This is a genomic window from Streptomyces sp. NPDC002690 (genome assembly GCF_053592415.1).
On the sequence record NZ_JBSFVR010000125.1, the window covers coordinates 1 to 19,748 of the forward strand.

The 19,748-nt window shown below is 73.3% G+C and carries 18 protein-coding genes and 1 pseudogene; 1 reads left to right on the forward strand and 18 read right to left on the reverse strand.

All coding sequences use genetic code 11. The annotated features are described in order from the left end of the window. Positions 1 to 163 precede the first annotated feature (163 nt). On the forward strand, positions 164 to 571 hold the full coding sequence (locus tag ACWD3D_RS17545; RefSeq protein WP_451461751.1) for a hemerythrin domain-containing protein: 408 nt from the start codon (positions 164 to 166) through the stop codon (positions 569 to 571). Positions 572 to 621: 50 nt separating this feature from the next. On the opposite strand, the gene ACWD3D_RS17550 is transcribed toward ACWD3D_RS17545, so the two are convergent. The 18 genes and pseudogenes from ACWD3D_RS17550 to ACWD3D_RS17635 form a co-directional block, all read right to left on the reverse strand. Continuing rightward, positions 622 to 1,494 carry a sulfurtransferase gene (locus ACWD3D_RS17550; protein WP_451461736.1) on the reverse strand — a complete coding sequence of 291 codons (873 nt, stop codon included), beginning with the start codon at positions 1,492 to 1,494 and terminating at the stop codon, positions 622 to 624. Between the two features lie 84 nt (positions 1,495 to 1,578). After that, a complete protein-coding gene (locus tag ACWD3D_RS17555) occupies positions 1,579 to 1,965 on the reverse strand; it encodes a TIGR03618 family F420-dependent PPOX class oxidoreductase (RefSeq protein WP_451461737.1) in 387 nt (128 codons plus the stop codon). After that, the gene (locus ACWD3D_RS17560) at positions 1,958 to 3,010 is read right to left on the reverse strand and encodes an LLM class flavin-dependent oxidoreductase (protein ID WP_451461738.1); all 1,053 of its coding nucleotides are present in this window, start codon (positions 3,008 to 3,010) and stop codon (positions 1,958 to 1,960) included. Before ACWD3D_RS17560 ends, ACWD3D_RS17555 begins: the two co-directional genes overlap by 8 nt. Next, the gene (locus tag ACWD3D_RS17565) at positions 3,001 to 4,752 is read right to left on the reverse strand and encodes a dipeptide ABC transporter ATP-binding protein (RefSeq protein WP_451461739.1); all 1,752 of its coding nucleotides are present in this window, start codon (positions 4,750 to 4,752) and stop codon (positions 3,001 to 3,003) included. The genes ACWD3D_RS17560 and ACWD3D_RS17565 overlap by 10 nt, the downstream gene beginning before the upstream one ends. Beyond that, positions 4,749 to 5,672: an ABC transporter permease gene (locus ACWD3D_RS17570; RefSeq protein ID WP_451461740.1), complete on the reverse strand. Its 924-nt coding sequence runs from the start codon at positions 5,670 to 5,672 to the stop codon at positions 4,749 to 4,751. Before ACWD3D_RS17570 ends, ACWD3D_RS17565 begins: the two co-directional genes overlap by 4 nt. Next, a complete protein-coding gene (locus ACWD3D_RS17575) occupies positions 5,669 to 6,628 on the reverse strand; it encodes an ABC transporter permease (protein WP_451461741.1) in 960 nt (319 codons plus the stop codon). The genes ACWD3D_RS17570 and ACWD3D_RS17575 overlap by 4 nt, the downstream gene beginning before the upstream one ends. Positions 6,629 to 6,642: 14 nt before the next feature. Next, on the reverse strand, positions 6,643 to 8,253 hold the full coding sequence (locus ACWD3D_RS17580) for an ABC transporter substrate-binding protein (RefSeq protein ID WP_451461742.1): 1,611 nt from the start codon (positions 8,251 to 8,253) through the stop codon (positions 6,643 to 6,645). 199 nt (positions 8,254 to 8,452) lie between these two features. Then, positions 8,453 to 10,543, reverse strand: coding sequence for a xanthine dehydrogenase family protein molybdopterin-binding subunit (locus ACWD3D_RS17585; RefSeq protein WP_451461743.1), 2,091 nt, complete (start codon positions 10,541 to 10,543; stop codon positions 8,453 to 8,455). After that, positions 10,540 to 11,520, reverse strand: a complete 981-nt coding sequence (locus ACWD3D_RS17590; RefSeq protein ID WP_451461744.1) for an FAD binding domain-containing protein — start codon at positions 11,518 to 11,520, stop codon at positions 10,540 to 10,542. The genes ACWD3D_RS17585 and ACWD3D_RS17590 overlap by 4 nt, the downstream gene beginning before the upstream one ends. Continuing rightward, positions 11,513 to 12,007 (reverse strand): (2Fe-2S)-binding protein, encoded by a 495-nt coding sequence (locus ACWD3D_RS17595; protein ID WP_451461745.1) that lies wholly within the window; start codon positions 12,005 to 12,007, stop codon positions 11,513 to 11,515. The genes ACWD3D_RS17590 and ACWD3D_RS17595 overlap by 8 nt, the downstream gene beginning before the upstream one ends. A gap of 51 nt (positions 12,008 to 12,058) precedes the next feature. Beyond that, a complete protein-coding gene (locus tag ACWD3D_RS17600) occupies positions 12,059 to 12,973 on the reverse strand; it encodes an LLM class flavin-dependent oxidoreductase (RefSeq protein WP_451461746.1) in 915 nt (304 codons plus the stop codon). A gap of 83 nt (positions 12,974 to 13,056) precedes the next feature. Beyond that, positions 13,057 to 14,079 carry a methyltransferase gene (locus ACWD3D_RS17605; RefSeq protein WP_451461747.1) on the reverse strand — a complete coding sequence of 341 codons (1,023 nt, stop codon included), beginning with the start codon at positions 14,077 to 14,079 and terminating at the stop codon, positions 13,057 to 13,059. 156 nt (positions 14,080 to 14,235) lie between these two features. Next, positions 14,236 to 14,781, reverse strand: a complete 546-nt coding sequence (locus tag ACWD3D_RS17610) for a nuclear transport factor 2 family protein (protein WP_451461748.1) — start codon at positions 14,779 to 14,781, stop codon at positions 14,236 to 14,238. A gap of 192 nt (positions 14,782 to 14,973) precedes the next feature. Beyond that, positions 14,974 to 15,873, reverse strand: a complete 900-nt coding sequence (locus tag ACWD3D_RS17615; protein WP_451461749.1) for an alpha/beta fold hydrolase — start codon at positions 15,871 to 15,873, stop codon at positions 14,974 to 14,976. Then, positions 15,870 to 17,087: a methionine adenosyltransferase gene (gene metK, locus ACWD3D_RS17620; protein ID WP_451461750.1), complete on the reverse strand. Its 1,218-nt coding sequence runs from the start codon at positions 17,085 to 17,087 to the stop codon at positions 15,870 to 15,872. The genes ACWD3D_RS17615 and metK overlap by 4 nt, the downstream gene beginning before the upstream one ends. Then, a complete protein-coding gene (locus ACWD3D_RS17625; protein ID WP_451461752.1) occupies positions 17,087 to 18,625 on the reverse strand; it encodes an FAD-dependent monooxygenase in 1,539 nt (512 codons plus the stop codon). The genes metK and ACWD3D_RS17625 overlap by 1 nt, the downstream gene beginning before the upstream one ends. 74 nt (positions 18,626 to 18,699) lie before the next feature. After that, complete coding sequence (locus ACWD3D_RS17630; protein ID WP_451461753.1) at positions 18,700 to 19,383, reverse strand: antibiotic biosynthesis monooxygenase family protein; 684 nt, start codon at positions 19,381 to 19,383, stop codon at positions 18,700 to 18,702. Positions 19,384 to 19,504: 121 nt separating this feature from the next. Beyond that, a pseudogene (locus ACWD3D_RS17635) lies at positions 19,505 to 19,639 on the reverse strand (aromatic-ring hydroxylase C-terminal domain-containing protein); the annotation flags it as partial. Positions 19,640 to 19,748: the final 109 nt, after the last annotated feature.

The following is a 19,748-nucleotide window of genomic DNA, read 5'->3' on the forward strand; positions in this document are numbered from 1 at the left end:
CAGCCTCGGTGTGCACGCCGCCGCCGTCGGCATGGACAACACCGAGGACGAGGTGCGGCGCCGGTTCTACGTGGTGAAGGGGCGCCTCGACAAGGCGGCGCCCGCGCGCAACCTCGTGGCGGCGCACGACAGTCTCCGGGCCGACCTGGACCGGCTCCGCGAGGTGGCCCGGGAGGTGCTGGCGGAGACCCTGGAGCCCGGCGCGGCCCGCTCGGAGATCCAGAAGCTGAGCCTGCGTCAGAACAACTGGACGCTGGGCGCCTACTGCGCGTCGTACTGCCGGGTGACCACCCTGCACCACACGCGTGAGGACCAGGACCTCTTTCCCCACCTGCGTCGCTCCGAGCCGGGCCTCGGCCCGGTCCTCGACCGGCTCACCGAGGAGCACCACGCCATACAGGAGGTGATCGACCGGCTCGACCGGGAGCTGGTCGCCTTCGTCCGGGGCGAAGGCGGTCGGGATGGGCTGGCAGCCGCGGTGGACCTGCTCACCGACGTGCTGCTGTCCCATCTCGCTTACGAGGAAGCGGAGTTGATCGAGCCGATGGCACGGTTCGGCACCGGCTGGTGAGCCGGCCGGAGCGGCCCGTGCACACGGGCCGCTCCGCTGTGCCCGCGCACTCACCCGGGGTCCTGTCCCGTCGCCACCGGGCGGGACGGGTCCGCCGACCAGGCGGACCAGGAGCCCGGGTAGAGGGCCGCTCCGGTGACGCCCGCGCGTTCCAGGGCGAGCAGGTCGTGGCAGGCGGTGACGCCGCTGCCGCAGTAGACGACGACCCCGGTCCCTTCTTCCACGCCGAGCGCCCGGAACCGCTCGCGCAGCCGCTCGGGGGTGTGGAAGGAGCCGTCCGGGGCCAGGTTGCCGGCCCAGGGGGCGCTGCGGGCCCCGGGGACGTGCCCCGACGCCTTGTCGGAGGGGAGTACGACGGCGCCGGAGTACCGGTCGGCGGCGCGGGCGTCCAGGACCACGGCCTCGCCGGAGGCGACCTCGTCGGCGGTGCGCAGCAGCTTCCGGGGCCAGTCGACGGGGGTGAGCACGGCCGGTACCGGGGTCACGTCTCCGGTCTCCCGCTCCCCCTCCCAGGCGGCGAGTCCGCCGTCGAGCAGGGCGGCGGGCCGCCCGGTGCTCCGCAGCAGCCAGACCAGCCGGGCGGCGTACGCGCCGCCGTCGGCGTCGTAGGCCACCACGGTGGTGCCGTCTCCTACGGAGAGCGCGCCGAGGGCGCGGGCGAATTCCTCGGGGTCCGGCAGCGGGTGGCGGCCTTCCACCTCGTCGGCCGGCGCGGAGAGCACGGTGTCGACGTCGACCCAGACGGCTCCGGGCAGATGTCCGGCCCGGTAGGCGTCCCGGCCGCTGCGGCCGTCGAGGAACCAGCGCACGTCGGCGAGTACGAGCGCGCCGAGGCGCTCGCGTACCCAGGCCGCGTCGACCACGGGCGGGAGAGTGGAAGCGGGGGCGGGCGCGGGGGCCGGTGGGCGTACGGGTTCGGGCACGGCGGGTCCTTCCGGTGACGCGGGACGTAAGGGCGGGCGCGGGGCCGGTCCCGGGCTGTGCTGTCCGGGACCGGCCCCGGTCGGTCATTCCTTGCGGTGGACGCGGTCGGGGACGATCCTCAGGAGGACCCGCTCCCCCTCGGCGTCCCTGAGCCGGTCGCTGCCGGTCCACTTGGTGAAGGTGGTGCGGGCCAGGGCGAGGGCGGCCTCGCCCGGCTCGACGGCCACGACCCGGCCGCGGATCTCGATGTACCTGCGGCTGTTGACCGAGTCCATCAGCAGGATGTTCACCCGCGGATCGGCCACCACGTTGCGGTACTTCTGGCGGGAGTCGTTGGTACCGACGAGAACGTGTTCGTCGTCGGCGTGCGGCCAGACCAGGCTGGTCTGGGGGGTGCCGTCGGGCATCAGGGTGGTGAACGCCCCGAGGGTGCGGGCGGCGGCCAGTTCGCGGATGTCGGCGTCAAGCACCGGTGGTCACCGCCCCATTGCCGAGCCCGGCGACCTGCGGCAGCACCTGGGACGCCGTCAGTTCGGTGGCGGCCCGGACCTCGGCGTACGGGATGCCGCCCACGTCGATGGCGAGCAGGTGCAGGTCGTGGCCCCACAGCTCGTGCAGCCTGCCGAGTTTGTCGACGACCTCGGCGGGGCTGCCGCAGATCGCCGGTCCCTGGTCGCCGATGTAGGTGTCGAAGTCGGGCGGAGTGGTGTGGTGGGTGGTGCCGGGCTTCCTCACGGTGAGGTAGTTGTTCATGTACTGCTGCCAGACGGTCCGGGCGCGCTGGGAGGACTCGGCGACGAACACATGGCTGGCGGCGCCGAGCCGCCCGGGCGGACCGGCGTTCCCGCGCTCGCGCCACAGGTTCCGGTAGGCGTCGAAGACCGGGGCGAACAGGCCGGGTTCACGGGCGGTGGTACCGACCACCAGGGGGAGGGCGTGGTCGACGGCGAGGTGGACCGAGTCGAGGCCGATGCCACCGCTGATCCACAGCGGGGCGCGCTCCTGCACGGGCCTCGGCTGCACGGTCACGTCCGTCAGCGGCGGGCGGAACTCCCCCTGCCAGGTGACCTTCTCCTCCGACCACAGGCGCAGCAGCAGTTCGGTGTTCTCGCGTTTGCGCGCGGCCTTAGTGGCCGGGTCCTGGCCGAAGACGGCGTACGGGTCGGGGAAGAAGGAGCCCCCCGCCATCAGTTCGAGGCGGCCGTCGGAGAGCAGGTCGACCAGGGCGTAGTCCTCGGCGACGAGGACCGGGTCGCGGTTGGCGACCAGGGTGGTGCCGGTGGCGAGCCGGATGGTCGAGGTGTGTTCGGCGATGGCCGCCAGGACCAGTGCGGGGGAAGGGATCACATCGCGTTCCCCGAAGTGGTGTTCGCCGATGGTGTACCAGGCGAAGCCGGCCTGCTCCGCCTCCGCGGCGGCCCGGACCACGTCGCGCAGTCGCTGTCGTTGGGTGAGCGTCTCGCCGGTGAGCGGGTCGGGGAGAAGGCTGCCGAACGTGATGAGCCCTAGCTCCATGTGAGGTCCTCCGTCGTGCCGTGGGTGCGCCGGTCGCCGGGGACGGCGGCCAGCAGTTCTTCGGTGTAGGGGTGGGTGGGCGCCCGCAGGACCTGCTCGGCGGGGCCGCTCTCCACGATCCGGCCGTGCCGCATGACGGCGATCCGGTCGCTGACCTGCGCGACCACCGCGAGGTCGTGGGAGATGAAGAGGTAGCTGAGGCCGTGCCGCTCCTGGAGGCCGGCGAGGAGTTCGAGGATGCGGGCCTGGACGGTGACGTCGAGCGCGGAGACGGGCTCGTCGCAGACCAGGAGTGAGGGGCCGAGCGCCAGTGCGCGGGCGATGGCGACACGCTGCCGCTGTCCGCCGGAGAGTTCGGCCGCCTTGCGGTCCTCGGTCCCCGGCGCCAGGGCCACGTCGTCCAGCAGCCGGCGTACGGTCGTGGCCCGCTGGGCCCGGTCCCCGACCCCGTGGTTGCGCAGCGGTTCGGTGAGGATCTCGCCCACGGTGAAGCGCGGATTCAGCGAGGCGTACGGATTCTGGTAGATGAGCTGCATCCGGCGGTGCACCGCGCGCCGGGCGGAGCCCCTCAGTCCGGTGATGTCCCGGCCGTCCAGCAGCACGCTGCCGCTGTCGGCGCTCTCCAGGCCGAGGATCATGCGGGCCGTGGTGGACTTGCCGGAGCCGGACTCCCCGACGAGTCCGAGGGTTTCGCCACGGGCGAGGTCGAGACTGACCCCGTCCACGGCGGTCCGCGTGCGGCGACGGGCGATTCCGGCCCCGCGGACGGGGAAGGAGCGGGTCAGCCCGGTGACCCGGAGCAGCGGTCCGGGCGGCGGTACCTCGCCGGTGCGAGGCCGTTCTCCGCGGTCCGCCGGCCGGGGCCGGCCGGGGCGCCGGGCCGCCACCGTGGGGACGTCGGCCAGCAACCGTCGGGTGTAGGGGTCGCGGGGGTCGGTGAGCACCTGTTCGGTGGGGCCCGCCTCGACCACACGGGCCCGTGACATCACCACGACGTGCTGGGCGCGGTCCGCGACCACCGCCAGGTCGTGGGTGATCAGGAGCATCGCGGTGCCGGTGGTGGTGACGACCTCCTGCAGGTGGTCGAGGATCTGCCGCTGCACCGTGACGTCCAGCGCGGAGGTGGGTTCGTCGGCCACCAGGAGGCGGGGGCGGGCGGCGGTGGCCATGGCGATCAGAACGCGCTGCCGCATGCCGCCGGAGAGTTCGTGCGGGTACTGGCGGGCGCGCAGCGCGGGGTCGGGCAGCCCGGCCCCGGCGAGCAGGTCGACGGCGCGGCCTCCCGCTTCCCGGCGGGTCGCCAGCCCGTGCACCAGCAGCACTTCGGCTACTTGGCGGCCGACGGGTTTGACGGGGTCGAGGGAGACACCGGGGTCCTGCGGGACGAGGCCGACGCGTCGGCCCCGGACGTCCCGCCAGGCGCGTTCGCCGAGCCCGGTGAGTTCGTCGCCGAGGAGCCGGATCGATCCGGCCTCGACGGCTCCCTTGGCCGGCAGCAGTCCGACGAGGGCGTGGGCGGTACTGCTCTTGCCGGATCCGGACTCGCCCACCACGGCGGTGATCTGTCCGGCCGCCGCGGTGAGGTGGAGTCCGTCGACGGCGACCCGGCGGCCCGCACCGGTGCCGTAGGTGACGCGCAGTCCCTCGACGACGAGCAAGGGGGGATCGGCGGGTTCGGTGGCCGCCGGGTCCGGCGGGGTCTCCCGGTGCGGGCTGTCCGTCGGGGTGCGCGGGGCGTTCATCGGTGTCCTCTTTCGGCTTCCAGGACCCGCGAGAGCCGGTTGGCCGCGAGCACGACGGCGGTCACGGTGAGGCTGGGCAGGGTGGTGAGCCACCAGGCGGTGGCGAGGTAGTTGCGTCCGTCGGCGACCAGCGAGCCCCATTCGGGTGCGGGCGGGGGCTCCCCGTAGCCGAGGAAGCTGAGTCCGGCGATGGCGAGGACGACGAGACCGAAGTCGAGTGCGGCCAGGGCGAGTACGGGGCCGATGGCGGCGGGCAGGACGTATCGCGGCAGAATCCGCCACCAGCGCGCCCCGCAGAGGATCGCCGCCTCGACGTACGGGGCGGTCCGCACCCGCAGCACCTCGGCACGCATGAGCCGGGTGAAGGCCGCGACGCTGGTGACGCCGATGGCGAAGGCGACCTGGGCGGTGCCGAATCCGAGGGCGGTGATGACGGTGAGGGAGAGCAGCACCGGCGGCACCGACAGCATGACTTCGACGAGCCGCATGATGACGGAGTCGGCCCAGCGGCCGAAGAAGCCGGCGATCAGGCCGAGCACGACTCCGCCGGCCAGGGCGATCGCGAGGGCGGCGACCGTGGCACGCAGCGAGAGGGAGGCCCCGTGCACCACTCGGGCGTACACATCGCGTCCCAACTGGTCCGTCCCGAAGGGGTGTTCCGCGCTGGGAGCCCGGAACTGCTCGGCCGGTACGCCGATCAGCGGGTTGCGGCCGGTGAACCACTCGGGCGCGACGGCCCAGCCGAGCACCAGCAGCAGGACCAGCACGGACAGGGTGACGCCGGGCGACCTCAGGGGCAGCGACAGGGCTCGCCTCAGCCGGCCGGGCCGACCCGACGTGGGCTTCGTGCCGTCCTCGCGGTCCGCCGGCTCCGGCGCGCCGGACAGGGGCGGGGCCGCGGCGGGGGCGGTACGCGTCATGCCGCCACCAGCCGTCCGGTCGAGCGGATGCGCGGGTCGAGCACCGGGTAGACCAGGTCGATCAGCAGGTTCACCACGGCGAACGCCACGGCGGCGACGACCACCACGCCCTGCACCACCGGCAGGTCCTGGGTGGCGACGGCCGACTGGGTGATGCGGCCCATGCCGGGCCGGGAGAAGACGGTCTCCACGATGACCGCACCGCCGATCAGATAGCCGACCAGGAGGCCGACGACGGTGACGGCGGGGATGGCCGCGTTGCGCAGCCCGTGGCCGAACAGCAGCCGGACCCGGCCCGCTCCGGTGGAGCGGACCGTGTCGGCGTACGGCTCCTGGAGGGTGGTGTGCAGGCTCTTGCCCAGGACCTGGGCCACCAGCGCGGCCCCCGGGATCGCCAGGGTGCAGGTCGGCAGGACCAGGCTCTCGGCACCTGTGTCGCCGAGGGAGGGCAGTACATGCCACTGGAAGGAGAACAGTTGGATGAGGAGGAGCCCCACCCAGAAGGACGGCAGGGAGGCGGCGAGCGACGGCACGGAGCGCAGGAACTGCCGCAGCGTCGAACTCCGGGTGAGGTTCGCGGACACGCCGAGCAGGGTGCCGAGGACCAGCGCGAGACCGAGGGCGAGGAGGCCCACCCGGAGGGTCGGCGGCATCGCGTCGGCAATCATCCGCGAGACCGGCTGACCGGTCTGGAGCGAGGCACCGAAGTCCCCGTGCAGCGCGTCGACGAGTGCGGAGCCGTACTGGGTGAGCAGCGGGCGGTCGAAGCCGAGCTCCGCCCGGGCCTCGGCGATCTGCTGGGGCGTCAGTTCCTCGAAGCCGCCGCGACCGCTGAGCATCAGCGCGACGGGGTCGCCGGGCAGCAGCCGCAGCGCGACGAAGGTGAGGGTGAACGCGGCCCAGACGACGAACAGCGCGCGCGACGCCCGGGTGGCCGCGTACAGGGCCGTGGTCACTGGTTTCCCTCCCCTCAGCCGAGCCAGGCGTCGTGCAGGTCGAGCCGGTTGGAGGCGTCGAGTTCGAGGCCGCCGACCTTGTCGGACACGCCGTGGACCTGGGCGCCCTCGTACAGGGGGACCGTGTCGGCGTGATCGAGGAGCCAGTCGACGGCGGAGGTCACGGCTGCCTGCCGGCTCTTCTCGTCGGTGGCCGCGGCCTGCTTCTCCAGGAAGCCGTCGAGTTCGCTCGGCGGCAGGTGCCAGAGGTTGGAGCCCTTGCTGTAGAAGAGATTGCGCAGCACGTCCGGGTCGGCCCGGCTGACGCCGACGGCCGTGAGGTCGAACTGGCCCTTGCCCTGCTGCTCGACGTACGCGGCCGGCGGGACCGCCTTGAGCTTCACGTCGACGCCGATCTTGCGCAGCTGTGCCTGGACCGCCTCGTCGGCGGGCGGCATGGGCGCGGGGATCAGCCAGGTGAGGCTGAGCGGCTTGCCGTTCTTGGCCCGGATGCCGTCGGTGCCCTTCTTCCAGCCGGCTTCGTCGAGCAGGGCTCCGGCTCCCTCGGGGTCGTACCGGAGCTTGTCACCCGCGCTCTTGTAGAACGGTGTGGCCGAGGACAGCACACTGGTGGCGGGCTTGTACGCGGAGCTGAAGACGGTCTGCACCAGTTCCTGCCGGTCGACGCCGACGAGCAGCGCCTGGCGCACCTTCTGGTCGGCCAGGATTCCCTTGTGGTTGAGGGAGAGCGGGGGCACGACGCCGGGGGCGGGCGAGGAGAGGACCCGGAAGCCGTCGCCCTTGAAGCGGACCTCGTCGGTGGGCTGCAAGGCCTTGGCGATCTGGACCTGCCCGGAGCCGAGGGCGCCTGAGCGCGCCCCGCTCTCGGGGATGAACGAGAAGGTCACGCTGTCGAGGTGGGCGGCGCCCTTGGTGGTGGCCAGGGACGAGGGCCAGGCGTAGTCCGCGCGCTTCTTCAGCACGGCTTCCTGATTGGCGGTGTAGTGGTCGAGGACGTACGGGCCGGAGCCGATGAACGAGCCGCGGCAGCGTTCGGCGGCGGAGGCGGAGAAGGTGGCGGGCGACAGGATGCCGAGCCCGGTGGTCGAGGTCGCCTGGAGGAACTGGGCGTTGGGCGTCTCGAACTTCACCGTCAGCCGCTGGGCCCCGTCCACGGTGGTCCCCTCGTAGCCACGCAGATAGCTGGGCGCACCGTTGGCGGGAAGTTTCACCAGGTTGTCGAACGTGGCCTTGACCGCGGCGGCGTCGACGGGTTTGCCGTCGCTGAAGGTGGCGCCCTCGCGCAGCACGAAGGCGAAGGCGCTGCCGTCCGCGCTGGTCTCGAAGGACTTGGCGAGCCAGGGGACGATGCGCCCGGTCTTCGGGTCCTGGTCGGTGAGGGTGTCGACGACGGAGCGTGAGATGTCCAGGGCCGCTATCTGGCCGGTCTGCTGCGGGTCCAGGCAGGAGGGGTCCGCCTCGGAGCCGATGAGCAGGGTGCCGCCGTCGCGGGGCGTGTCGCCGCTCGCGCCGGTGTTCTCCGTGCCGCCGCCGGAGCAGGCGGCGACGGGGAGGGTGACGGCCAGCAGCGCGAGAGCGAGGCGGAGCCGTGGGCGGTGGTTCGGCCCGGAGGTTCTTGGGGACATCGCGGTACCTCTCTGAGGTGCGGGGTGCGGGTGGTGCGGACGTGCGGGGGGTTCGGGTGAGGTGGGTGAGCCGGGGGTGCGTGAGGCGGGAGGTTCGCGTGGGGCGGGAGCTTCGGGTGGGGCGGGAGCTTCGGGTGGGGCGGGAGGTTCGGGTGGGGCGAACGCGGGTGGGTCGGGGGCCGGCCCGGGGCGCGGCGATTCAGCCGGCGGTGAGGGCCTCGACGGTGCGCAGCGGCAGGTCGCGCAGGCGCAGTCCGGTGGCGTGGTGGACGGCGTTCGCCACGGCGGCGCCCACCCCGATGGGGGCGAGTTCGCCGATGCCGCGTCCGCCGAGCGCCCCGGCGTGCGGGTCGTACTCGTCGACGAAGGAGACGTCGAGGTCGGGGATGTCGGCGTTCACGGGGAGGAGGTAGCCGGCGAAGTTCTTGTGGACGAACCGGCCGAGGACCGGGTCGACGGCGGACTCCTCCAGGAGGGCCTGTCCGATCCCCCACACCGCGCCGCCCGTGAGCTGGCTGTGGGCCGTGAGCGGGTTGATGACCCGGCCGGCGCTGTAGACGCCGGTCAGCCGTCGCACCCGAGTGGTGCCGAGGTCGGCGTCGACCCCGACCTCGACGTAGACGGCGCCGAAGCTGTGCACGGAGTGGTCGGACGGGCGCGGCAGCCAGGTCTCGGTGACGGTGACGGTCTCGGCGGGGGGCCGGACGTCGCCGCCGAGCCGCTCCAGCAGGGCCAGGGCGGCGGCCCGGACGGCGGAGCCGAGGCTGTTGGCGGTGGAGGACCCGACCGAGTAGAGGTTGGCCGGCAGGGCGGTGTCGCCCATCTTGAAGGTGACCAGATCGCGGTCGATACCGAGCGTCTCGGCAGCGATCTGCGGCATGATCGTCCGGGTGCCGCCGCCGATCTCCTGGGTGCCTGCCGACAGGGTGACGCGACCGTCGGGGTCCATCGAGATGCGGGCGGTCGCGGGCAGCCGGACCGAGTGGAGGATCACGCTGGCCATGCCCTGCCCCACCAGTTCGTCGCCGTCGCGGAGGCTGCGCGGCCGCATCGGACGGCTCTGCCAGCCGAAGCGCCGGGCGCCCTCCTCGTAGCAGGCGCGCAGTTCCTTGGAGGAGAAGGGACGCTTCTCGGTGGGGTCCTGCTCCGCGTAGTTGCGCAGCCGCAGTTCCAGCGGGTCGATGTCGAGGGCGTAGGCGAGTTCGTCCATCGCCGATTCCAGGGCGAACATGCCGGTCCCCTCGTGCGGGGCGCGCATCGGGGTGGGCAGGTTCAGGTCGGCGGGCAGCACCGAGGTCCGGGTCTCGATGGCGTCGGCGGCGTACAGGGTGCGGGTGCCGACGGTGGAGAACTCGGGGTATTCGGCGTAGCGGGCGGTGGTGTTGACCGAGTGGTGGCGTACGGCGGTGAGGGTGCCGTCGGCGCGCGCGGCGAGCAGCACGTGCTGGCGGGTCCCGGGCTGGTAGCCGTGCGCGGTGAAGCTCTGGGCGCGGGTGAGGGCCAGCGAGACGGTGCCGCCGACCAGGCGGGCGGCGACGGCGGCGATCAGGACGTGCGGCCAGACGTACCCCTTGGCGCCGAAGCCGCCGCCTACGTGTTCGGCGACGACGCGCACGGCGTCCTCGGGAAGTCCGAGCACGGCGGCGACGGTGGCACGGACGGCGAACAGCGACTGGGTGGCGTCGTGCAGGGTGAGGGCGGAGCCGTCCCAGGAGGCGACCGTCGCGGCGGGTTCGATGGGGCTGTGGTGGCGGGCGGCGGTGGTGAAGTCGCGGGTGAGCACGAGGTCGGCGGCGGCGATGGCGGTGTCGATGTCGCCGGTGTCCGAGGAGGAGGGCACCAGCCAGTCGCGGGCGGGCCGGGCATCGGCCGGGTCCGCGTCCGCCGGGGTGACGGCCGGTTCGGTGGCGTAGTCGATCCGGACGGCGGCCGCCGCCTCCCGGGCGAGGTCGAGGCGGTCGGCGAGGACCACCGCCACGGGCTGGCCCTCGTAGTGCACCCGGTCGTCCTGCAGCGGCAGCAGGCGCTGGACGTAGACGGCGACCTTGCCCTCGGCGATCTGGCCGCCCTCGTCGAGCGGGCCGAGACGGGGGGCGTTCTCGTGAGTGAGCAGGCGCACGCCGGTGAAGTCCCGGTCCAGGGTGATGCGGGTGATCCGGCCGCGTGCCACGGTGGAGTTGACGAGGACGGCGTGGGTGGAGGCCGGCCGGTCGGTGGCGAAGCGGGCGGCACCGGTGAGCTTCTCCCGGGCGTCGGTGCGGGTGTACCGGTCGGCGGTGGGCGCGGTCATGGGCTCTCTCCCGTCAGGGCGCGGACCACGGTCCTGCGGACCAGCGGGACCTTGAAGGCGTTTCCGGGCAGGGTGCGGGCGCCGCCCAATTCGGGTGCGAGGGCGTCGGAGACCGACTCGGGTGTCAACGGCCCACCCCTGAGGGCCTGTTCGGCCCCGCGCAGCCGCCAGGGCCGGGGGCCCACTCCGCCGAGCGCGATCCGGACGTCGCTCACCGTGCCCCCGTCGACGGTGACGGCGACCGCCGCGGAGACGAGGGCGAACTCGTACGACGCGCGCTCGCGGACCTTGAGGTAGCGCGAAAGAGCGGCGAGCGGTGTGGCGGGCACCCGGATCTCGATGATCATCTCCGCGTGCTCCAGGCGGTGTTCGACGTGCGGCGGGCTGTCCGCGGGGGCGTACAGCGCCTCGATACCGAGTACGCGTTCCCCTCGGGCGCCCCGGACCAGGACGGTCGCGTCCAGCGCGGCCAGGGCGACCGCGAGGTCCGAGGGGTGGGTGGCGACGCAGGCGTCGCTCGTCCCGAAGAGTCCGGCGGCCCTCTGGTGTCCGGTGAGAGCGGCGCACCCGGAGCCGGGGGTCCGCTTGTTGCAGGGCAGGTCGGTCTCAGCACGGAAGTACGGGCACCGGGTGCGCTGGAGCACGTTCCCGCCGAGGGTGGCGAGGTTGCGCAACTGGGGCGAGGCGGACTTCTCCAACGCCGTTGCCAGCGCGGGGCAGGCGGCCCGTACGAGGGGGTGCGCGGCAGCGTCGGAGAGCCGGGTGAGTGCGCCGAGGACCAGCCCGTCGGGGCCGGCCGAGACGCCGGTCAGAGCGGTCCGTGAGATGTCGACGAGCAGGCCGGGGTGTTCGATGTCCTCCTTGAGCAGACCCAGCAGGTCGGTGCCGCCGGCGATCAGCCGGGCGTCCGGGCGGTCGGCGAGCAGGTTCACGGCGGCATCGGCGTCGGCCGCCCTGGCGTACGCGAAGTCACGCATCGGGAGCCGCCGTTTCGCCGGTACGCCGCGCCGCGTCGCGTACGGCGGCGACGATCTGCGGGTAGGCGGCGCAGCGGCAGAGGTTGCCGCTCATCCACTCCCGGATCTCGTCGTCGCTGCCGGTGTGGCCCTCCGCGATGCAGGCGACGGCGGACAGCAGCTGGCCGGGGGTGCAGTAGCCGCACTGGAAGGCGTCGTGCCGGACGAACGCCTCCTGCACCGGGTGCAGGGTGCCGTCCTCGGCCGCCAGCCCTTCCACCGTGGTGATTTCGCGCCCGTCCTGCATCACCGCGAGAGCGGTGCACGCGTTGATCCGGCGCCCGTCGGCGAGCACGGTGCAGGCACCGCACTCGCCCCGGTCACAGCCGATCTTGGTTCCGGTCAGACCCAGTTCGTCGCGGAGTGCGCCGGCCAGGGTGAGCCGGGCCTCCGCGTCGATGGTGTGCTGGACGCCGTTGACCGTCAGGGTCACTTTCGCCTCGGGCATGTCCGCCTCTTCCTCTCCTGCTCCGTCGCCGCCGGCCCGCTCGTTCCGTCGTCAGCCCTTGGCGACCGCTTCACGGACGGCCGGGACGATCTCCTCGGCCCAGCGCTCGATGCCGGTGCGGCCCGAGGGGTCGCCCGAGGCGAAGTACACGAATCCGGAGGCGCCGTGTTCGAGCACCGCCTCCGTGAGCTCCTCGGTCCACTGGTCGGTGGAACCGCCGAGCCAGCGGCCGGTGGCGTCCCGGGTCGACGGCAGCGGGGCGTCGGTGACGCGGCCGGGCAGGTTGAACACGGTCGCGATGTCGGCGGGGTCGCGGCCGGCCTCCCGGGCGGCCTCGTCGACCAGCGGGCGCGAGGTGCGGTAGCGCTCGCTGCGCCAGTCGGCCGCGTTTCCCGGTATCCAACCGTCCGCCGTCCGGCCGGTCACGGCCAGGGACTTCGGGCCGACCGAACCCGTCCACACCAAGGGCGCGGGGACCCCCGCCGGGTCCAGCGCGTCGACCCGGGTGAACTCGGCGTCCAGGGTGACCGGCGCGCCGCCGCCGTGCAGCGCCCGGACGAGGCCGATGGCCTCCTCCATGGCGCGTACGGCGGCGGCGGAGCCGAGCCGGTCCACCCCGAAGCGCACGATGTCGTCCCAGTAGCCGCCCGCGCCGACGCCGTAGACGACCCGGCCGCCGGAGAGCACGGAGAGGGTTGCCAGAGCTCGGGCGAGCAGCGGTACCGGGCGGGTCGGCGTGTTGGTGACGGTGGCGACGCCCGTGATGTTCCGGGTGCGGCCGAGGAGCAGCGCGAGGGTGGAGTAAGCCTCCAGCCGGTCGCCGTAGTACGGGTGGTCGGAGACGGTGAAGAAGTCGAGCCCCGCCCTGTCCGCGTACTCGACGGTGCGCACGATCTCGGGCGCGTCGGCGACTGCGATCCCCGGTCCTATGCCGAACCACAGTGTGCGTGCGAGCCGTTCTGGCATGGCTGGTGGCCACCTTCTTCCTGGTGCGGGCCGTGCGGACGCACGGCGCGTTGCTCGATGGGCGGGGCGGGGGCGGGCGGCCGTCAGGCGCGCACGGCCTCGACGATGCTGCAGTGGCCGCCGGGGACGACGCGGGTGAGCCGGAGGCCGGCGGAGGTGAGCAGGGCGGCGAACTCGTCGGCGGTGCGCTGCTGTCCGCCGGCCACCACGAGCATGTCGAGGTCCATCAGGGAGACCGTGGGCGAGGGGCGCGGCCGGTCCGGCAGCACCGCTTCCACCAGCAGGACGCGGCCTTGGTCGGCGAGGGCGTCGCGGGCGTTGACGAGGATGCGGCGGGACTGCTCGTCGTCCCAGTCGTGGATGATGTTGGACAGGACGACCGCGTCGGCGCCGGACGGCACCGACGCGAAGAAGTCTCCGGCCACGAGTTCCGCGCGGTCCCGCACTCCGGCGTCGTCCAGCGGCGCTCCGGCGCCGGCGATGACCTCGGGGCGGTCGTAGAGGATGCCGCGGGTGTGCGGCGACGAGGCGAGGACGGCGGCCAGCAGGGCGCCGCGCCCGCCGCCCGCGTCGACCACGGTGCCGAAGGGCGAGAAGTCGTAGGCGTCGACGACGGGCGCGATGATCTGCCGGGACGCCTCCGTCATGGCCCGGTCGAACACGCCGAGCACCTCGGGGTGATCGTGCATGTAGTCCCAGACCGGCTTGCCGAGCACCTGGGCGAAGGCGGTCTGCCCGGTGCGCACGGCGTCGGCGAGTCCGGCCCAGGCGTGACGTTCCGCGGGCAGGCCGGTCCAGATCGCGAAGTTCCGCAGACTGACGGGGCTGTCGACGCGCAGGGCGTCGCCCAAGGGCGTCAGTTCGAAGACCTGGTCGTCGTTCTCGGCGAACAGCCCGATGTCGGCGCATGCCCGCAGCAGCCGGTAGAGGCTGGGGGCGTGCGTGTCGGTGGCGGCGGCGATCTCGGCCAGGGGCCGGGGCCCGTCGGCCAGTGCGTCGGCGACGCCGAGTTCGGCGGCGGCGCTCACCGCCTGGGCGAGCCAGCCGGCCGTGAGGAGCTGCAGCACCTGTGCGGGCAGGGGCGGTTCGTTGCTGGCTGTGGGCATGGCGGAGCTGCCTCCTTGATGAGGGGTGGTGGCCGGGGACTTCGGATCGGGGCGCACCGACAGGCCCGGATGAAGCCTGTTCCGAGTGACCGGCAGATTCAAGGCACGTTGTGTCAGGTCTTTGTGCAGTACGTCAGATCCCCGCAGATGCGCAGGTCAGTGGCCCGGAGCGCCCTGCGGTCCCTGGCCGGTACTCCACACCAGGTCGAAGACGAACCGGTTGACGCGCCACCCGTCGGGGGTGCGCACGGCGGTTGCCTCGTAGTGGCCGCCGATGTCGAAGTGAGTGCCCGGTTCGCCCGCGGCGCGGACGTGGACGGCGGTCAGGTGGGCCCGTACGGTGGCGCGGTCGCCGTCCACGGTGACGGCGTGCGCGGAGGCGTGGTGGTGCGTGCGCTCGAAGGTGGTGCGGGCCATCTTCTGGAACGCGGCGAGCCCGTCGAATCCCTCGTACGTCCCCATGGGGAAGGTGAGTTCGGCGTCCTCGGTGAAGACGTCGGCGAACCAGTCGTCGCGGTGGCGGTCCCGGTCGAGGTGGGCGACGTAGCGGTCGACGAGGTCCACGAGGTCGGCCCGGTCGGTGAGGCGGCGGACCTCGGCGCGCAGGGCGGTCACGGTCTCCGCGGTGGTCTCGGGTTCCGCGTCGCCCTGTTCGGCGCCGGGGGCGGTCCGGTGCTGCGGTGCGGTGCTGGTGGCGGTCATGGGGACTCGGTCTCTCCTTCTGGGATGCGGGTGTGGATCGGTTCGGCCGAGCGGTCCCGTGCGGGGGCTCGGGGCCTGCGGGGAGCTCGGGGTCTGCGGGGGCTCGGGGCCTGCGGGGGCTCGGGGCCTGCGGGGAGCTCGGGGTTTCTGGGGCGTGCGGGGCTTGCGGGCGGGAGTCGCGGGCGCCGGCCCTCAGGGCGACCCCGGGTCGGCGAGGCACCCGCCCAGGAAGTCCAGCGCTCCCCGGTGGTAGGCGCGGGCGGTCAGCCCCAGGCTGATGTTGTGGCCGGCTTCCGGGAGCCGTTCGGTGTGCACCCTCGGCGCGTGCACGAACCGCGAGGCGAGGTCGGCGAGGTCGTCGTCGGTGTGCCGCCACCAGGGTTCGTGCGCGGCGAAGGTGAACCGCAGCGGCACCCGGACGCGGGGCGCGATCTCCTCGAAGTCGGCTTCCCAGGAGGCGAGTTCGGCGACCTCAGCGGCCGGTGTCGGAGCGGCCGGTACCCGCCCGGGCCGGAAGGCGCCGACCGGGTAGAGGCGGGCGGGACCCCAGTGCCGCACCGCCCGGCGGATACCGGCGCGGGGCGGCAGCTCGTCCGCGGCGACCGTACTGCGATGGCCGCAGCCCGAGATGTCGATTCCGCGCAGTCCGGGCAGCCCCTCGTCGGCGGCCAGCCGCAGGGCCAGCCTGCCGCCGAAAGAGTGCGCGAGCAGCAGCAGACGTCCGGCGTCGCCGGGACGCCGCTCCGCGAATCCCGCCAGCGCGGCGCGTACCACCACCGCCTGCTCGGCGAGCGGCAGCCCTGCGGGCAGGCTGGCGGCGGAATCCCCGTAGCCGGGGCGGTCGACCGCCAGCACCGTGTACCCGAGGCTCGCGCCGAGGGTCAGCAGCGAGAGCGACGGATGGGCCTGCCCGTCGAAGTACCCGGAGGTGACCCCGCCGCCGTGCACCGCGACCACGACCGCGCGTCGCGCACGGCCGGCGGCGGGTTCGGCGAGCAGCGCGGAGAGCTGGACACCGGCGCCGTCGAGGACGACGCGGCGCACCCCGGCGGAAAGCGGCGGGGCGACGGCGGACGGGGTCGGGGCGTTCACGCGCGATCCGCCGCGACCGCCGTGCGCAGCGCCGCCGCCCGGTCGGTCCGCTCCCAGGTGAACTCCGGCAGCTCCCGGCCGAAGTGGCCGTACACGGCGGTCAGCGCGTAGATCGGCCTCAGCAGGTCGAGGTCCCGGATGATCGCCGCGGGACGCAGGTCGAAGACCTCGCCGATCGCCCGCTCGATGGCCGCCGGGTCCACGGTGGCGGTACCGAAGGTCTCGACGAAGAGGCCGACCGGGGCCGCCTTCCCGATGGCGTAGGCCACCTGGATCTCGCAGCGGGTGGCGAGCCCGGCGGCCACCACGTTCTTGGCCACCCAGCGGGTGGCGTAGGCGGCCGAACGGTCCACCTTGGAAGGGTCCTTGCCGGAGAACGCGCCGCCGCCGTGCCGGGAGTAACCGCCGTACGTGTCGATGATGATCTTGCGGCCGGTCAGCCCGGCGTCCCCCATCGGGCCGCCGATCTCGAACCGGCCGGTGGGGTTGACCAACAGGCGGTAGTTCTCGGTGTCCAGCTTCGAACCGGCGTCCAGCAGCTCCGCGAGCACGTGCTCGACGACGTGGCGGCGGATGTCGGGGATCAGCAGGTCGTCCAGGTCCACGTCGCCCGCGTGCTGCGAGGAGACGACGACCGTGTCGAGGCGCACCGGGCGGTCACCGTCGTACTCGACGGTGACCTGGGTCTTGCCGTCGGGCCGCAGGTAGGGCACGGTCCCGTCCTTGCGGACCTCTGCGAGCCTGCGGGCCAGCCGGTGGGCCAGCTGGATCGGCAGCGGCATCAGTTCGGGTGTCTCGTCGCAGGCATAGCCGAACATCAGGCCCTGGTCGCCGGCCCCCTGCCGGTCGAGGTCGTCCTCCTGCCCGGCCACCCTGCTCTCGTAGGCGGTGTCCACGCCCCGGGCGATGTCGGGCGACTGGGCGCCGATGGACACCGAGACCCCGCAGGACGCGCCGTCGAAGCCCTTGTGCGAGGAGTCGTAGCCGATGGAGAGGATGCGGTCGCGCACCAGTTGGGCGATGGGGACGTAGGCGGAGGTGGTCACCTCGCCCGCGACCTGCACCAGGCCCGTGGTGATCAGCGTCTCCACGGCGACCCGGGCGGTGGGATCGGCCCGCAGCAGGGCGTCGAGGACGGTGTCGCTGATCTGGTCGGCGATCTTGTCCGGGTGTCCCTCGGTCACCGACTCCGAGGTGAACAGGCGTAGGGCCATCACACGTCCTTCGTCTGCGGGGCGGGCGCGCCGGCCGGGACGGCCGCCGGGGGTGGGCCGAACCAGTGGTGCAGCGCCTCGGACAGCCCGTGGGCCCCCGAGGTGGTGGAGACCCAGGCGGCGTATCCGTCGGGGCGTACCAACAGGGCCGTCACGGAAGCGAGTTCGTCGTCCGCCCCGTCGGCCGGCTTGAGGGCGGCGGTGGTGACCGTCACCCGGCCGTGCCACGGAGCGGCGGCCTCGCGCACCGCCGGGTCGTCGGCCAGGTCGAGCAGGACTCCGCGGGCGGAGTGCAGGAGCCGGGTGGTGGTGGTCTCCCCCGCGGGCCCGGCCAGCACCCGTCGTGCGACGCGGCGGCCGGCCAGTGGGTGCCCTCCGCCGGTGTCGTAGCGCACGTCGAGGCCGCTCACCGCTCCGGCGAGATGGCGCTTGACGTCGTCGTACTCGATGAGTTCGGCGAACAGGGCGCGCAGTGGATCCGACTCGCGCCCGCCGAGGAAGACGGTGCCTTGGGCACGGGTGTTCGTCAGCAGCCGGGCGCCGGCCGGGTGGCGTTCGGAGTGGTACGTGTCGAGCAGCGAGTCGGGTGCCGTCCCCCGCGCGACCGCGGCCAGTTTCCAGCCGAGGTTGACGGCGTCGAGTATGCCGGTGCTCATGCCCTGGCCGCCGGCCGGCAGGTGGATGTGGGCGGCGTCGCCCGCGAGCAGTACGCGCCCGCTGCGGTATGCGGCGGCCTGGCGGGTGGCGTCGGTGAAGGAGCTCACCCACTCGGTGTCGGCGTCGGCGATGTCCTCGCCGGTGAGTCGCCGCCACGCGGCGGCGACCTCGGCGAAGCCGGCGGGTGCGTCGTCGTCGCGGGGCGGGCTGCCGTCCGGGCAGACGATGATGCGGTCCACCTCGTCGGTCAGCGGAGCGGCCATCACCATGCCGTGCTCCAGACGTTCGCCCAGCGGCCGGGGGCGCAGCGACCGGCCGACGACGTCGGCCAGGTACATCACACGGGAGGCGGGAGTACCGGGGAAGGCGATGCCGGCCGCCTCGCGGACCGGGCTGCGCCCGCCGTCGCAGCCCACCAGGTAGGCGGCGCGCAGCCGGCGCTCGCCCTCCGGAGTGCGTACGGTGATCTCCACCGAACCGTCGTCGGGTCCGGCGCCCCGGTGCAGTTCGGCGAATTCCCATCCGCGGTGCACATGGGCCCCGCCTTCGACGGCCCAGCTCTCCAGCACGGCCTCGGTCCGGGACTGGGGTATGCCGCGGGCGCCGAAGTGGGCGCCGGGCAGCACGGTGTAGTCGAACCGGACGCCGCCGAAGTGGCCCACCGGGCTGGTCTCGGGCGTACCGCACGGTGCGAACCGGGACAGCAGCCCTCGCTGGTCGAACGTCTCCATCGCCCGGGCGGTGAAGCCCAGCCCCCGGGACTGCCCGGTGGGGGCGGTGAGGCGTTCCAGGACCTCGACGCGTACGCCGCCGAGGCGAAGTTCGCCGGCGAGCGTGAGGCCGGTGGGGCCGGCGCCGACAACGATGACGTCGGTGTCCAGCGCCTCGGTGTCCGGTGCCTCGGCGGTCACGGGCCGGGTGTCCGCCGCGGTCCTGCGCTCCGTCGCCATGGCCGTCAGCCCGTCGCCGCGGAGCGCGAACGGGTCACCCGGTAGGTGTTGGCCTGCCGTCCGGTGACGAGGGCGCGGGCGCGGTCGCGGCCCGCGCGGACATCGGCGGGCCGTTGCTCCTCGGGCAGCGTGTGGAAGGCGTCGTAGTGCTCCTTGCTCTCCCACTGGGCGTAGTTGACGACGAAAGTGCCGTCCAGGCCGCGGAAGTAGGTGTGCGAACGGTAGCCGGGCACCGTCCTGACCCACTCGTCGGGCACGGCCAGGGTGTCGAGGAGTTCTTGCTGGTCCTCCGGCCGGGTGTCGAGCACGATGAGCACGGTGTGGTCGTCCCGGTCGGGCGAGAACTCGATGGGACCCTCCAGCGCGGGGTGATGCTGGGTGAACGCGAGCTCCGTCTTCAACTGCCTGACGGTGCGGGCGAGTTTATGGAAGAGGGGCACGGTCTTCTGCTGGAACTTCTGGCCCTCGTAGCGGGCTTGGAGATCGGCGGCACTGCGCCACTGGATGAAGTTGGCGGTGCCCGGGGAGTCCACGCCCGCGTGCAGCGTCGAGGAGATCCAGCCGGGGTAGTCGGCGTTGTCGACGATGTCCCGCATGGCTTCGAGGACCTCGTCCTGGAGCTCGGGGGTCTCCGTCTCGAAGACGTTGAAGAGGGTCAAGTAGTGGTCGTCGGGCGTGATGAGGGGCATGGTCTTTCCTCCGTGAACAGGGATCGGGTCTGCGGCGGTGCGGAGTCCCGCCGCCGTGGGACGGTCGGCGTCGTCCGGTGAACCTGGGTGAAAAGGTCGTTCGGGGCCGGGGTACGAGGCGTCACCCGGCCGGGAACCACCGGGTGAGCGCGTCGTGGAATTCCTTCCGGTGCGTGTCGGCGCGGGCACCGGCCAGGACGACGTGGCCGTCGGGGCGCACCAGGGTCCAGCCGTCGTCGGGTCCCTCGCCGGCTTCTCCCGGCGCGAAGACGGGGACGGCCCTGTCGAGGTGATCGAGTGACCACGCGTCGAGGTGATGCGCTCCTGGAGCACACCCATCTCGTCGGCCAGGGTCGGCTGGTAAC